The sequence below is a fragment of the Candidatus Seribacter sulfatis genome, assembly GCF_964187635.1.
Classification (GTDB): domain Bacteria; phylum Verrucomicrobiota; class Verrucomicrobiia; order Opitutales; family Seribacteraceae; genus Seribacter; species Seribacter sulfatis.
Genome location: NZ_CAXLMO010000099.1, coordinates 1 through 14,582 on the forward strand (window position 1 = coordinate 1; position 14,582 = coordinate 14,582).

Annotated in this window: 13 protein-coding genes; 12 read left to right on the top strand and 1 reads right to left on the bottom strand. The window is 41.4% G+C overall.

Annotated features, from left to right (window positions below; translation table 11 throughout):
* From ACKPQ5_RS09425 to ACKPQ5_RS09440, 4 genes are all read left to right on the top strand, one after another.
* On the top strand, positions 1–1,723 hold a 1,723-nt coding region (locus ACKPQ5_RS09425; RefSeq protein WP_407678854.1), incomplete at its 5' end, for a DUF1553 domain-containing protein.
* A gap of 53 nt (positions 1,724–1,776) precedes the next feature.
* Positions 1,777–3,150 (top strand): DUF1501 domain-containing protein, encoded by a 1,374-nt coding sequence (locus ACKPQ5_RS09430; RefSeq protein WP_407678855.1) that lies wholly within the window; start codon positions 1,777–1,779, stop codon positions 3,148–3,150.
* A 222-nt stretch (positions 3,151–3,372) separates the two neighbouring features.
* Positions 3,373–4,446, top strand: a complete 1,074-nt coding sequence (locus tag ACKPQ5_RS09435) for a vWA domain-containing protein (protein ID WP_407678856.1) — start codon at positions 3,373–3,375, stop codon at positions 4,444–4,446.
* Positions 4,447–4,449: 3 nt separating this feature from the next.
* Positions 4,450–5,319, top strand: a complete 870-nt coding sequence (locus tag ACKPQ5_RS09440) for a ThuA domain-containing protein (RefSeq protein WP_407678857.1) — start codon at positions 4,450–4,452, stop codon at positions 5,317–5,319.
* A gap of 65 nt (positions 5,320–5,384) precedes the next feature.
* On the opposite strand, the gene ACKPQ5_RS09445 is transcribed toward ACKPQ5_RS09440, so the two are convergent.
* On the bottom strand, positions 5,385–5,522 hold the full coding sequence (locus ACKPQ5_RS09445; protein WP_407678858.1) for a hypothetical protein: 138 nt from the start codon (positions 5,520–5,522) through the stop codon (positions 5,385–5,387).
* A gap of 180 nt (positions 5,523–5,702) precedes the next feature.
* Between ACKPQ5_RS09445 and xylB the strand changes: the two genes are divergently transcribed.
* From xylB to ACKPQ5_RS09485, 8 genes are all read left to right on the top strand, one after another.
* Positions 5,703–7,229: a xylulokinase gene (xylB, locus tag ACKPQ5_RS09450; protein WP_407678859.1), complete on the top strand. Its 1,527-nt coding sequence runs from the start codon at positions 5,703–5,705 to the stop codon at positions 7,227–7,229.
* Positions 7,230–7,233: 4 nt separating this feature from the next.
* Positions 7,234–7,986 carry a putative 4-mercaptohistidine N1-methyltransferase gene (locus ACKPQ5_RS09455; protein ID WP_407678860.1) on the top strand — a complete coding sequence of 251 codons (753 nt, stop codon included), beginning with the start codon at positions 7,234–7,236 and terminating at the stop codon, positions 7,984–7,986.
* Between the two features lie 114 nt (positions 7,987–8,100).
* A complete protein-coding gene (locus ACKPQ5_RS09460; RefSeq protein ID WP_407678861.1) occupies positions 8,101–8,406 on the top strand; it encodes a hypothetical protein in 306 nt (101 codons plus the stop codon).
* 15 nt (positions 8,407–8,421) lie between these two features.
* Positions 8,422–9,660, top strand: a complete 1,239-nt coding sequence (rodA, locus tag ACKPQ5_RS09465) for a rod shape-determining protein RodA (protein ID WP_407678862.1) — start codon at positions 8,422–8,424, stop codon at positions 9,658–9,660.
* A gap of 69 nt (positions 9,661–9,729) precedes the next feature.
* On the top strand, positions 9,730–11,514 hold the full coding sequence (locus ACKPQ5_RS09470; protein WP_407678863.1) for an Rne/Rng family ribonuclease: 1,785 nt from the start codon (positions 9,730–9,732) through the stop codon (positions 11,512–11,514).
* 8 nt (positions 11,515–11,522) lie between these two features.
* Positions 11,523–12,701 (top strand): glycerate kinase, encoded by a 1,179-nt coding sequence (locus tag ACKPQ5_RS09475; protein WP_407678864.1) that lies wholly within the window; start codon positions 11,523–11,525, stop codon positions 12,699–12,701.
* Complete coding sequence (locus ACKPQ5_RS09480; protein WP_407678865.1) at positions 12,698–13,282, top strand: DUF2062 domain-containing protein; 585 nt, start codon at positions 12,698–12,700, stop codon at positions 13,280–13,282. The genes ACKPQ5_RS09475 and ACKPQ5_RS09480 overlap by 4 nt, the downstream gene beginning before the upstream one ends.
* Before the next feature lie 24 nt (positions 13,283–13,306).
* Positions 13,307–14,578 (top strand): DUF1343 domain-containing protein, encoded by a 1,272-nt coding sequence (locus ACKPQ5_RS09485; protein ID WP_407678866.1) that lies wholly within the window; start codon positions 13,307–13,309, stop codon positions 14,576–14,578.
* The last annotated feature ends 4 nt before the right edge of the window (positions 14,579–14,582 follow it).

The window sequence follows — 14,582 nt, forward strand, 5'->3', positions numbered from 1 at the left end:
GAATTTCATTCAAAACAGTCAATCTTTTGCAAATTTTACTTCTTCGGAAATTCCAAAAGGCTGGAAAATAACCGGTGAAGCTTTTAAACCACGAGGGCACCGATTAATTTCGTTCGACGGATCTAATCTTTTTCCTAATCGGAATGTACTTTCCTCAAATATTTTAGGAAATAGACGGGTAGGTAACCTCCGGTCCCCTCATTTTAAAATTGAGCATGATCAAATTTTGATTAAGGCCAAAGCAAAGAAGGCTTTCATGCGAGTAGTTGTTGATAATTACCATATGGGTAAACACTCAGGTTTACTTTTTGGCGGCACTGTTATCAAGGAGGCAAATTCCGACGGTGATTTCAAATGGTTTAGTTTATCGCCCAGAAAATACAAAGGCCATTGGGCCTATCTTGAATTTGTGGATCGAGGTACAGATGCATACCTGGAAATTGACGAAGTCAGGTTTGCCAACTCCGGAATCGGAAGAAGGCCCGATTCTAGGTTTTCTCTTTTACTGGGGGATGATAAAATTGAGGCAGGTAATCTCCCTCAATTCCTTGATAGCTTCCTGGAAAAATCATTCGATAAAATTAATGCGGGCAAGTTTTCAGGAGAAGAATATGAATTTCTTAATTACCTGCACAGCGAGGGACTTATTCCATTCGAAAATCAGCAAAATATAGCTGGAATATTGAAACAAGCTGTAGTTATTGATTCTAAAACACCCCGCGAGCGGTATGTGTTAGCAATGGGAGAGGGGAGTGAGTTCCAGGGAAATGTTTATGTCCGTGGAAGCCCGCATAAACTTGGAGACCCTGTCCATGGTAGAAATCTCACCGCCCTTGGTGGGCAGACAGGTTCGCGTCTGGATTTGGCGACTCAATTAACCTCCGAGGATAACCCGCTCGTGTCCCGGGTAATGGCAAACCGTATATGGTTGCAGTTCTTTGGCCGTGGAATTGTTCCGACTCCAGATGATTTTGGTCCAATGGGACAGGAGCCCAGTCATCCTGAACTGCTTGATTGGTTAGCCAATGATTTTAGGGAAAATAATTGGTCTGTTAAAAATCTGATTCGAAAAATTGTTCTTTCTCAAACCTATCGGCAATCAAGCACTTTAAATCCTTCCAATGACAAAAATAAAGTTAGCTTGGCAGACCCAGAGAATATTCTGCTGCACAAAATGCCAGTTAGGAGGCTACATGCCGAATTCATCAGAGATTCAATCCTGTTGTTCTCTGGTCGAATCGATAAAAAGCTTTTTGGCCCTTCGGTTCCTATTTACAAAACCGCCTTTATGACGGGAAGGGGGGGGAAGAAAAATGGGCCTCTAGACGGAGCAGGTAGAAGAAGTATTTATGGTTCTGTTTACCGAAATTTCCTTTCTCCTTTCATGTTGGCCTTTGACCAACCGGCTCCTTTCGGAACCAAAGGGAAAAGGTCAGTTTCTAATGTCCCTGCCCAGTCTTTGGCTCTAATGAATGATCCATTTGTAATTGGTCAATGCAAGATGATGGGTAAAAATATTTTTCAGGCAAAGATGACGAAATCCGAGTCGGTTGGTAGTCTTTTTGAGATGATAACGGGGAAACCTCCAAGCCAAAAAGCTCAAGGAAAACTTCTCGCATTTTTAGAGACTCAAACGAAAGCACATGGGGGCCTTACCGAGCATGTTTGGGCCGATTTAGCCCATGTCCTGATTAATTCAAAAGGATTCCTTTTTCTCAACTAAACTTCCAAGCCATGCATTGTAACCAATTTAATACTCCATTGTCCCGTAGGTCCATGCTTCAATCCTGTGCCATGGGATTTGGCGGACTCGCTTTTTCCGCTCTGTCCAATGATTCACTGGCTTCCCCCTTGGCGCCCAAGAAGCCACATTTTACACCACGGGCTAAAAATGTGATTTTTCTCTACATGGACGGTGGCCCCTCCCATGTGGATACTTTTGATTACAAGCCAGCCTTGGAAAAATATAACGGGAAGGACCCTCGCGAAGTAATTGGAAAATTAGCACCCACCCAATTTGATAATATCGGTAAAATATTAAAGAGCCCGTGGGAATTTAAGCAAAGAGGGCAGAGTGGACACTGGGTATCCGATCTTTTTCCACATATTGCACAGGACGATGTGATCGATGAGATTTCGATGGTGAAATCAATGACATCCAATTTTTCCGAACATACTTCTGCCAACTATTTTCTGCATACCGGAAGCGGGTTTCAAGGGCGTCCCAGTATGGGGGCATGGTTTGGATACGGCTTGGGAACAGAGAATCAAAACTTACCCGGGTTCGTGGTTTTAAATGGAGGCTTAATTCCTCCTGGAGGATTGGATTGTTTTGGTTCCGGTTTTTTACCGGCCAGTTATCAAGGATCAGTTTTTCTTCCTCAAAATGAACCGGTTGCTAATATCAAACCGAAGGAGAAATCGGCTGAATTACAGAGAAATAAACTATCTCTGCTGTCAGATTTGGATAGCTCTTCCTTGCAGGAGATGGGTTTTGACCCGCAAGTGGAAGCCGCGATTCAGAATTACGAGACTGCCTATCAAATGCAGACATCAGTTCCGGAGTTGATGGATTTGACCGGTGAATCTGATGTGGTCAAGAACTCATACGGTATGGATTCGGATTTTAAGAATACCCGGACCTTTGGGATGCAATGCATATTGGCTCGTCGGTTGGTTCAACGGGGCGTGCGGTTCATTGAACTGACCTGTCCAGGGGGGAACGGAGACCGATGGGACCAGCACGGTGGGTTAGTGGGTGGTCACGGTAAGAATTGTAAATCCGTTGACCAACCGATTGCCGCACTCATTCGCGACCTTAGGAAATTAGGTATGTTGGATGACACCCTGGTTGTATGGACGGGGGAGTTTGGTCGTACCCCATTTGCCCAAGGATCAAATGGGCGAGATCATAACCCCTTTGGATTCACAACCTGGTTTGCAGGCGGTGGAATAAAGCCTGGAATAACTGTTGGAGCGACTGATGAGTTTGGATACAAGGCAGTGGAAAATCGTTATGAAATTCATGATCTGCACGCCACCATGCTTCATTTACTGGGTGTCGAGCACACTGAAAGCACTTTTCGCTTTGGTGGCAGGGATATGAGACTAACTGAAGTCTTCGGTCATTTGATTAAAGAAATTCTGTAATTTCTTTGTCCAGAAATAGGAACTATTAGCAGAATATTAGTAGATGAACCTTACTATTCTATGCCGAATCCTCTAGTCTTCTTTTTGATTAACTTTACGTGCCCAATTTTCAGACTAGCATTAATGTGAAATAAATGCCTTGCCTTAAGTATAAGGCTGCAATTGTGTTAAATAAGTTCTACTAATATTAATTACGATGAGAGCTTCAATCGCATTCGCCCCATGACCGACTTAGAGATAACGGAAACACTACGCCAGGAAACAGTCCCTTTGGAAAGTGCCTTCTCTAAGTATTTACGGGATTACCGATTACTTAACAGTTTGCTTCTCGCTCTCTTTTTTATGGTCTGCACATTTTCTATTTTTTGGAACATGATGATGGGTCTTCCTCTTAGTGACGATGCGGGATCAGATTTTTCGGATGCCGGACAACCCACCACGGCACCCAAGAAGCAGGAGCAAAAAGTTAGATTAATGCAGAGGCAAAAGCAGGCAAAGCCATCACAGAAGTTTACTTTTCAAGCTAAGGCCATTTCAGAAATTGCTGCTCCGATTGTTGATATTGAAACACAATCCCTTAATCCTGCAATTGCCATGAGCCCAATGGGAAACATGGGCGATGTGAGTGTGAATGTGGATATGTCCGTTCTTAACAAAGCCTTTGCATCTAATTTTATGGGAGTGAAGTCTAAAGCAAATAAGATTCTCTTCATTATTGATTATTCCGCTTCGATGAGGGGGCGAGACAAAGTGATGAGAAGCGAGTTAAGTAAAGCAATTGAAAAACTGCCTGCTGTGGGTTCCGTGTCGGTTATCTTTTTTTCCGGACCTACTTGGGTAGCAGGAGAAGATGCCAATGCATTGCATAAAAATTGGAGTGGATCTAACGGTTCCGGATGGAAAGCTAATGATGGATATAATCCAGTTCGACCCAAGTGGTCACCCGTTACTCCTTCTGTTAAAAAGAAACTAATCAAGGCAGTTCATGATACGCCGCTTACCCTTGGGACTGTATGGGATAATTCTTTCGAATGGGCTTTTTACATGAACCCCAAGCCGGATGTTATTTATTTCATGACAGATGGTTCCTCGAAAAAGGAATTTCAAGGAGTTGATATTATAAAAAAGAAAAAGGGACGTACTAAAATTTATACGATAGGATACGGTGCTCCTGCTGGTGCCAAATTACCCCTTGAGGAAATTGCAGCAATGACGGGAGGTAAAAGTAAATTTGTCGATATGGATGAAATTAGATTGATGGAAAAAGAAATTGATGACAAAGGTCAAAACAACTGAATTATGATGAATTATTTAAAAACCGTTTACCTTTTACTATTCACGCTTCTTTTTTACAGTTCTGCGTATTCCAAGATAAAAGTTTTACTCTTAGACGGACAGAATAATCATAATTGGAAAGCAACAACTCCTGTATTAGTTGACGCATTAGAAAGCTCAGGTAACTTTTTAGTCTCTGTATCAACTTCTCCAGCAAAGAATTCAACTCCCTTAGATTGGGAAGAGTGGAATCCCAATTTTAGTTCCTATGATGTCACCCTTAGTAATTACAACGGGGAAATGTGGCCAAAGGAAGTGCAGGAAAATTTAATAAATTATGTACAAGAGGGCGGATCTTTTGTGGTGGTTCATGCCGCCAATAATGCATTTGGTCAATGGAAAGAATACAATCAAATGATTGGACTTGGAGGTTGGGGTGGGCGCAATGAGAAATCAGGACCGTATCTGTTTTTTAATGATTCTGGAAAATTGGTCAGAGATCCAAGACCGGGTCGTGGGGGAAGTCATGGTCCTCAGAGTGAATTTATAGTACAGGTTCGCGATTTTAAACATTCAATTACTAAAGGGATGCCAAAAAAGTGGTTACACAGTAAAGATGAACTTTATGATTCCCTGCGTGGACCGGCTGAAAAAGTAAAGATCTTAGCCACTGCTTACAGTGAGAAGAGTAAAAAGCATGAACCCATGATTATGACAATTTCTTATGGAAAAGGTCGAGTCTTCCATACACCTATGGGGCATGCAGATTATTCCATGAAATGCATTGGCTTTCAAGAAGTGTTGCGAAGAGGGACCGAGTGGGCAGCGACCGGACAGGTGACATCCGAGCTTCCTTTTGACTTCCCCACTGAAAAAAAGGTTTCTTCTCAGTAATTCTCAGGAAGCCAAAAAAAAGACCACTCAAAAGGTGATCTTTTTTTCAATTTCTTGTAAAAAATTTACTCAGATGCTGGCGAAGCGGCATCAGTTGGGTTTGCATCAGTTGCGTTTGAATCTTCTCCTTCAGTTGCTCCGCCTCCGCACGATGCGAAGAGTGCTAACGAAAGAATGCTTACGAGAGTTAGAAAGTTTTTCATGACGGCTATTTTCTTAAGCTTGAATTATAGTTTTTGGTTAAAGTGTTGATGAACAACTCCCCCAAAAATTAATAATTTTTCGATTCTGTCAAGGTGAATCCTGTGATGAATGGTTATCAATTTTATTGATTTATGCCCATTCTCATTGCCAAAGCAGTAGTAATTTAATTGGGTTGTGACATGTATTATATAGGAATTGATATAGGAACATCTTCGGTTAAGGCATTGCTTATTGATAGTGGTGGAAGGGTAATTAAAACCTCTGTGCCAGAATACTCTTTTCAAACCCCAAAACCACTTTGGGCCGAGGCCGATCCACTGGATTGGTGGGAAGCAACGCAACAAGCAATTAAAGAACTACTCTTAAAAGTTCAGTCTAGTGAAATAGCTGGAATTGGACTTACCGGCCAAATGCATGGTATGGTAGCAATGAACAAAGAAGGTTCCGTTTTAAGGCCCTGTATCATGTGGAATGACCAACGATCTCATTTGGAGTGTGACGAAATTACCGAACGAGTTGGGCAAAAGAAAATTCTTAGTATTACCGGTAATCCCGTTTTGCCTGGCTTTACTGCTCCCAAGATCTTGTGGACCCAAAAAAACGAACCAGACCTTTTTGCTTTGATCGATAAGGTAGTTTTACCAAAAGATTTTATTCGTTACAAATTAACCGGTTCCTTTTTTTCTGATGTTTCGGATGCTTCAGGAACCTCTCTACTAGATGTCGGAAAGAGAACTTGGTCACAAGAAATGTTTGATTGCATGGGATGGCCAATCTCTTGGATGCCGGAAGTTACTGAATCAACTGAAGTTTCCGCCAAAATTTCCGCGGAAGCAGCAACCTTAACTGGTCTGCTTGAAGGAACCCCTGTAGTGGCGGGTGGTGGAGATTGTGCGGCTCAAGCTGTTGGCTCAGGAATTGTGGAAGAGGGCAAAGTTTCTGTCACATTGGGAACGAGTGGTGTTGTGTTTGCCCAAAGCGACGAATACCGCGTTGAGCCTAATGGTAAATTACATGCATTTTGTCACGCGGTTCCTGGGAAATGGCATGTAATGGGAGTGATGCTATCTGCAGCAGGTTCTTTTCAGTGGTATAAGAATCAATTTGGAATGGAGGAGCAAAGAATAGAAAAGGAGGGCGGTGCGAATGCTTATGAAACTCTTACTAAAGAAGCCCAGCAGGTAATTGCGGGCTCAGAGGGTTTATTTTTTCTTCCTTATTTATCGGGCGAAAGAACACCCCATCCAGACCCGTATGCAAGGGGTTGCTTTATCGGTATGAGTTTACGCCATCAAAAAAAACATCATACCCGGGCTGTTTTGGAGGGAGTCTCCTATGGTTTAAATGATTCGTTATCCATGATGCAAGAATTGGGTGTTAATCCAAATGAAATTATACTTTCTGGGGGCGGTTCGCGCTCAGCGTTATGGAAACAAATGCTTGCCGATATTTTTGCCACTCCTTGTGCAATGGTGAATGCATTAGAAGGTGCAGCTTATGGTGCGGCAATACTTGCCGCGGTTGGAGTAGGTGGATTTGGCACCGTGCAAGAGGCTTGTAGCTCTTTTATTCAAAAAATTGAAACAGTGGATCCTGGTCCGAACCTGGAAACCTACAAGCGAAATTATCCTATTTATAAATCTTTATACCCAAGCCTGAAGGCTCAGTTTGCCAAGATTGCTGAGTCGAATGCGTTAAACTCATAAAAAAATGGATAACACTTACGAGTCGAATAAGCTGCTTGGTGAATACTTATTGTTTCACTACGGATCGGATGATCAGTTAATGCCTTGGTCGGATGGCCCTCAGAATGGTCTTCGGTTTCCCGTGCGTACTGTTCGTGAACTTATCGACCACAGTTCACTTCCCTCTTCGACTACTACTCGTGCCTTTGATGTCGGTTGTTCCGTGGGTCGTTCTACATTTGAAATTGCGAGCTTTTGTGACGAAGTGGCGGGCTGTGACCTGTCCCATTCCTTTATTTCAGCAGCTCGATCTTTAATTGATAATAAGGAACTCCCTTATGAGTATTTAGAGGAAGGGGACAGCTATCAAAAAGCAGTCGCAAAAGTAGAGTATGACCCGAGCAAGGAGATTTCATTTTTTGTTGCAGATGCCTGTTCGTTACCCTCCGAGCTAAAAGAGTTTGATTTGGTTCATGCAGCCAATTTGATCTGTCGATTACCGGATCCCTCGCTTTTTTTAAATCGACTTCCACAATTAGTGAAGCCGGGCGGGCAACTTCTTTTAGCCACCCCATTTACCTGGTTGAATGAATATACACCGAGAGAAAATTGGATCGGTTCTGGTGACTCGGAGCAAAAACTGGTGGAATGCTTGAAGCCATATTTTGAATTGGAAAAAAAAGTAGAACTACCTTTTGTCATTCGTGAACATAGAAGAAAGTTTCAATATAGTGTTTCAATCGGTACTCGATGGAGACGGCTTGGGAGTGCGGTGTAACAGCTTGATTCTTTTTTTCGAGGTGTTTCTAGATAAATTAGTTTATAATTTGAAAATTTCCCTAGTGAAATTCTTTTCAATATTTTCTATTACTAACAACAGTGAACAACCTAAATGATCAAGCTCGATGAATTTGTAAGGAATATTTCCTCCTGTTCTGAGCCTCATTCTCATTATTCTGATTGTTTGAAAGCATTGTGGTGGGTCCAAAAGGGAGATTGGGCAAAAGCACATGACATTGCCCAAGAAGAAGGTACTATACTGGGTGATTGGGTACATGCATACCTCCATCGATTGGAGGGAGATTTAGGTAATGCTGCCTATTGGTACAATCGGGCGACACGCCCGGTTAAGCAAGATGAAAGCCTGGAGGAAGAATGGAAAGAAATAACAGCTCATTTTCTTTCCTTAGAACCCTAACGTTAAGCTCGACCCATGGACTTGAAAACAAGAGGAATATTTTCTTCCGGTACCAATAAAAGAGATGATCTTTTAGAGACTGAAAGCAAGTGGGAAATGTTCTCTCCGGTTAGTTTAATAATCCTCTGTACAATGAGCATTCTTTTTATACGATCTGCTCAGGCTTACACGGGAGGTAATCAATGGCAAATGCAGGTGATTTGGGTTATTATTGGTTTTTCAATTTATGTAATTGTCTCTGTCGTGGATTATCATTTTTGGATGCGATTTGCTCATATTATCTATGTATTGGGAGTTATTTCTCTGGTACTTGTCTTTTTATGGCCCCAAAAATACGGGGCACAGAGGTGGATAGATTTAGGACTATTTAAAATACAGCCATCCGAATTTGCAAAAATTGTGACCCTGATTCTTGGTGCCAGTATTATGGCGAGGTCGGAAATCGGAAATTTAAAAGACTCTTTTAAGGGAATTTGTAAACTTGGATTTTGCTTTGTCTGTCCAATGTTCTTGATTTTCAAGCAACCTGACTTAGGATCAACATTAGTTTTTCCACCAATAGCATTTTCAATTTTGTACGTCGCCCGCATACCTTATCGGTTTTTTGTTGCTACAGCTCTTCTGTTTGTAGTGATAATTGGTGTGCTGGGTTATGACGTTTTTCGTTATTATCAATATAAATCCGAGAACCCGCATCCAAATGAAGCAATTGTTGCTTATGAGGATACAACTCTCATACCACTCAAGGACTATCAACGTAAACGCATCCTCACTTTTCTAGCACCAGAAGTCATGGACCCAAATGGAATTGGAGCAAATTGGAATCGAATCCAAGCTCTCATTGCTGTTGCCACCGGTGGAATATCTGGCAAAGGCTTGGGTAATGGCATGCAAGCAAAGTTAGGATATCTACCCTCTGCCGTCGCACACAACGATTTTATTTTTGCGGTGCTAGCAGAAGAATCTGGATTTGTAGGAGGAATGACAGCAATTGCTGCATACTTCCTTCTTATCTTTGGTTGTTTAAAGGTAGCTTCCAAGGCGTCCGATCGTTTTGGGGCAATGCTTGCAATAGGAGTTTCTGTCCTATTAATGACCCATGTTTTTATTAACATTGGCATGACAATTGGCATTACTCCAATTACTGGTTTACCGTTGCCTTTTCTTAGTTACGGGGGATCATTTTTGATTTCCTGTTTTATCTTACTTGGGTTGGTTCAGAGTGTTTATCGACACAGAAAGGAATTTAGATGATTAAGAAGCTTAATTTAGCATTCTTACATTTTACTCTGTGGACGATCGGGTTTTCTATCCATCATAAAAATGGCCAGAAATACCAAACGTAGACCTAATTATTCAAAGCGAAGAAGATCCAACAAGAAAGCAGAGAAAAAAAAGCTTGAGGCAGACAAAAATGATCTGACTTTGCCCCCCATGGAGCCTGCACCTATCTCTATTGATAAATGCAAGTTAAGAGAAGAAGCGATAGAGCGAGCTAAAAAACGCCCGATTCGTGAGAGAATACTCGCTTTTTTTCGGAGAGAAACAAAGCAGGATTATAAAGAATTAATTATCAATACTGAGGCTCTTGAGAGGCGAGTGGCCTTAATTGAGAATGGTGTTTTACAGGCCTTTGATGTGGAACGCCTTGACGAAGAGAGAATGGTGGGAGCAATTTTTAAGGGAAAAGTTCAAAACTTAGAACCTGGACTGAAGGCCGCTTTTGTCAACATTGGCCAGGAAAAAAATGCGTTTTTACATTATTGGGATATGCTTCCCGGTGCCAATAACGACCCCTCAATTGAAATCGTTCGAGAAAATAAGAGAAAGACTCCACACAATCGGGTAGAGGCAAAATCCATTCAGGAAATTCCCAAAGTTTTTCCAGTCGGTTCAGAAATTATTGTGCAAATTACCAAAGGGCAGATTGGGAGTAAGGGACCACGAACCACTACCAATCTATCATTAGCAGGTAGGTTTTTAGTTATGATGCCCTATGCAGGACAATGTGGTATATCGCGAAAAATTGATGACAAAGCAGAGAGGAGTCGTTTGAAGCGTATTATCAGCAATCTTTCTCTGCGAGAAGGAATGGGAGTAATTATACGAACAGCCGGCCAGAATAAACCGGAGCGATTTTTCGACCGAGACTTGCACCTTTTACTTCAACAGTGGGATGAAATTGAAGCAAAGATGAAGTCTCAGGATAGCCCGTGCTTTTTATATCAAGAACCGGATTTGATCGGGTTAACGGCACGCGATTTTCTCACAGATGACATTGATCGTGTGCAAATTGACCGAAAAGAGGATTACACAAGACTTATCGAAACGATTCAGCGAATTTCTCCCAAATCAAAATCAAAAGTTACTCATTTTGATGAAGAAATCCCCATTTTCGAACGATTTAATGTGGAGCGTCAAGTTGAGCAGACATTTATGCGACGAGTTTTACTCCCTTCCGGTGGTGAGATAGTAATGGAAGAAACGGAGGCACTGGTATCAATTGATGTAAATACCGGTAGTCATAAAGGAGATAGAAAAGACGGAAAGAATTTCATCTTACAGGCCAATATCGAAGCTGCAGCAGAGGTTTGTCGTCAAATGAGACTGCGAAACTTGGGTGGTTTGGTAATTATTGATTTCATTGATATGAAAAATAAGGGGGACCAAAGAAAGGTTTTCCAAAAAATGAAATCTTCTATGGCGGATGATAAGGCGAAGCATAACATTCTCCCCATCTCTCAATTGGGAATTATGCAAATTACCCGCCAGCGACATGATGAAAGTAATTCAAGTGGAATTTACGAATCGTGCCCTTATTGTTCCGGTCGTGGAATTGTTAAATCTCCCCGGGCAGTCAGTATCGAAATTCAAAGAAAGATTACCAGCGTTGTACGTCGATTAAGGGAAGAAAATATTGAAAAAGAAGCGATTTTAAAAATCTTCCTTCATCCTAGCACTTTACGACGCTTTCGGGGTCCTGATTCAAAATTGATTGATCGAATGGAGCGAAATTATGGATTGAAATTAACTTTTGAGGCAGCAGAAACTTATCATGTAGAAAACTTTAAATTGATTGATGAGTCTACCAATAATGAAATTCGGTAGTTAATATCATGCGTATCCTTGCGGCTTTTGATAAATGCAAGGATTCCCTGTCTGCCCGGGAAATCTGTGCACTTGCTCAAAAAGTAGTTTCCACACAACCTATTAGCCATGAAATTGAGTGTTCCCCATTAACTGATGGCGGGGAAGGATTTGCTCAGTTATTAACCGAGCAAAAAAGTGGATCTTATCATTCAATTTTGGCTTCCGATTCAATTGGGGAGGAAAAAGAAGTAAGAATTGGAATTGTTCCATTTGACAAATTGGAACCCAATCTTCGCGAGTTTGCAGATTTACCGGACCATGGTAACTATGCAGTAATTGAAATGTCTTCAATTGCTGGCTTATCTGACTTACCATCAGAAAAGCGAAATCCATGGTTAACTTCAACGGTTGGGGTAGGGCAGTTACTTGCTGAAGTTGCCTCTTTAAAGGTAAGTGCAATAATTTTAGGGATTGGTGGAAGTGCGACAAATGATATGGGCTTGGGTGCACTGAGAAGTTTAGGGGTTCGGTTTTTAGACCAAGAAAATCAACCTATTTTTTTCCCTAACCCAGAAAGTTGGGGTAGAATACAAACTATTTGCCCTGAGAAACTTGTAACACTCCCATCCATTCGTATTGCCTGCGATGTGACTAATCAATTATTGGGAGAGGGGGGAGCCACCTTTCAATTTGGTCCCCAAAAAGGACTATCTATAAGTCGAAGAGACGAAATGGAAAGCAATATGGATATAATGTCTGCACGGTTGGCGGAAACCTTTGATAAGCCATTGGTTTTTAGGGAGGAAGAAGGAACAGGTGCAGCAGGAGGAATTGGGTATGGCTTAAGCGTCGCATATGATACTAAGTTTGTGCCGGGATTTTCCTTTGTTTCTAAATGGTTTGATTTAGAGAAATCGATTCAAAATGCAGATTTAATTCTAACTGGAGAAGGAAGATTTGATCAAACATCACTAATGGGAAAAGGGCCCTATGAGATCATTCGAATGGCTTCAAGGTATAATAAAAATGTAATTTTATTAGCAGGTTCAGTAGATAGTGACGCGAAGAAGAAATGTATGAATGAATTTTCTAATTTAAAAATCGAGGCATTCGGGAATGATCAATTCACTTTAGAAGAAAATTTACTCAATGCATCCGATTTATTTCAACAAAAATTAAACTACTATTTATCCCTCCATCAGTGAATTCTACTGAATCTCAAGAAGCACAAGAATTACGATTTAAACGTATTCGTCGACTCAAGCGTTGGATGCGTCCACTTCCCAGGCGATCCAATATTCATAACTATCCTGTTTTAAAATGGTTCGCAGAAACAGCTTATAAAAGAGCTTACCTATGGTCATTTAAAGGAAAGGCAATCAAGCCAGCCCTCTTTTGGGGAATGGTAATATCATTTTCTCCCCTAGTGGGTATTCAAATGCTGATTGTATTTTTCCTCGCTCTATTTACCCGTGCTAATCTGCCCGTTATTGTGGCTTTACAATGGATTTCAAATCCTTTCACGATGGGGCCCATTTACTTTGCTGATTATAAGATTGGAAGAATACTTTTAGAGCTAGCTGGATTTAAAAGTAAGAAAAATCCCCTTTTAAGCTCCGAGTACGACTGGTCGAATTTCAAACTCAATGATCTTTGGGAATTGCTCGATACTTTTCCTCCAATGTTTGTAGGTGGAGCAGTGATCGGAGTTTTCTTTGGGGTTATTTCTATTTTTTCCTACAATGTGCTGGCAAAGCTTTACAAGAAGCCGCAAATTACTAAATAATCATTAATTATCAAACCTATTCAAATGAGTAAAAAATCACTGATCTCCGGCATTACACTTTTTAAATTAGTTTTTCTATTTTTATTGGTATGCATCGAATCCTTTGCCAGAGAACCATCTATTCAATTGGGAATTGATTACTTGGAAGAGAGTAAATTTTCCGTTCTTCAAGGAAAGCGAGTTGGTTTATTAACTCACCCGGCAGGAAAAAATGGGAGGGGCGAAAGTACTGTGGATGTTTTTGTTCGCTCATCTGATGTCAACTTAGTCGCTTTATTTGGGCCAGAACATGGTATTTATGGCGACGAAAAAGCGTCTGTTCCAGTAGACGATAAAATAGATCAAAAGACAGGATTGCCTGTTTTTTCTCTGTATGGAAAATTTCGTAAACCCACGAAAAAAATGCTGAGTGAAATTGATAGCTTAGTCGTTGACCTGCAAGATGTCGGGGTTCGTTGCTATACCTATATTAGTTGCATGAGATATGTTATGGAAGCCTGCTTTGAGGAAGGAGTCGAGGTAGTGGTCTTAGATAGACCAAACCCACTGGGAGGGGAAAAGGTTGCCGGACCTTCTATGGATGAAGTTTGTATGAGTTATGTGGGTGCATTTCAAATCCCCTTTGTACATGGGATGACAATCGGTGAATTGGCTTTGTGGTCCAAAAAAGTGTCTGGTGTTCTGAAGACCGAGGAGGTGAATCGCAAAAAAGGAAAATTGGTTATCGTGCCAATGATTGGTTGGACTCGACAAATGACCTGGCCACAAACTGGTCTTTCCTGGCATCCTACTTCACCCAATATCCCAACTTTAGACTCCGTGGCAGGTTACCCTATGACTGGCCTTGGAGCACAAATGGGAAAATTTAAACACGGTATTGGTACGGAACATCCTTTTCGTTTTTTGACTTACGAAGGCAAAAAAGCGTCTGTTCTCAAATCGGAATTAGATCGATTTCAAATTCCTGGACTTTCTTTTCAGGTAAAAACTATAAAAAAAGCAGACGGCGAATCGATTGAAGGAGTTTATATCATAATTAACGATTGGAGCTCCTGGCAACCCACTGCACTTCCCTTTTACATGATGCAACTTTCTGCCTTATGGCAGACGCCTAGCCCATTTACTCAAGCGAGCGAGTCAGAAATCGCACTATTTAATAAACATGTAGGCTCGCAGACCTGGTGGAATGCCTTGGAAAAAGAAGGGGGGCAAGTGAACACTAAGTTATTCCTCGCCGAGTGGAATGCTTATTCCGCACAATTTAAGACTACCGTTAAGCCTTATCTGCTCTATTAAGCAA

Coding starts and splice junctions, on each gene's coding strand:
- ACKPQ5_RS09430 (WP_407678855.1), top strand. CDS start 1,777: ATGCTTCAATCCTGTGCCATGGGATTTGGCGGACTCGCTTTTTCCGCT.
- ACKPQ5_RS09435 (WP_407678856.1), top strand. CDS start 3,373: ATGACCGACTTAGAGATAACGGAAACACTACGCCAGGAAACAGTCCCT.
- ACKPQ5_RS09440 (WP_407678857.1), top strand. CDS start 4,450: ATGATGAATTATTTAAAAACCGTTTACCTTTTACTATTCACGCTTCTT.
- ACKPQ5_RS09445 (WP_407678858.1), bottom strand. CDS start 5,522: ATGAAAAACTTTCTAACTCTCGTAAGCATTCTTTCGTTAGCACTCTTC.
- xylB (WP_407678859.1), top strand. CDS start 5,703: ATGTATTATATAGGAATTGATATAGGAACATCTTCGGTTAAGGCATTG.
- ACKPQ5_RS09455 (WP_407678860.1), top strand. CDS start 7,234: ATGGATAACACTTACGAGTCGAATAAGCTGCTTGGTGAATACTTATTG.
- ACKPQ5_RS09460 (WP_407678861.1), top strand. CDS start 8,101: ATGATCAAGCTCGATGAATTTGTAAGGAATATTTCCTCCTGTTCTGAG.
- rodA (WP_407678862.1), top strand. CDS start 8,422: ATGGACTTGAAAACAAGAGGAATATTTTCTTCCGGTACCAATAAAAGA.
- ACKPQ5_RS09470 (WP_407678863.1), top strand. CDS start 9,730: ATGGCCAGAAATACCAAACGTAGACCTAATTATTCAAAGCGAAGAAGA.
- ACKPQ5_RS09475 (WP_407678864.1), top strand. CDS start 11,523: ATGCGTATCCTTGCGGCTTTTGATAAATGCAAGGATTCCCTGTCTGCC.
- ACKPQ5_RS09485 (WP_407678866.1), top strand. CDS start 13,307: ATGAGTAAAAAATCACTGATCTCCGGCATTACACTTTTTAAATTAGTT.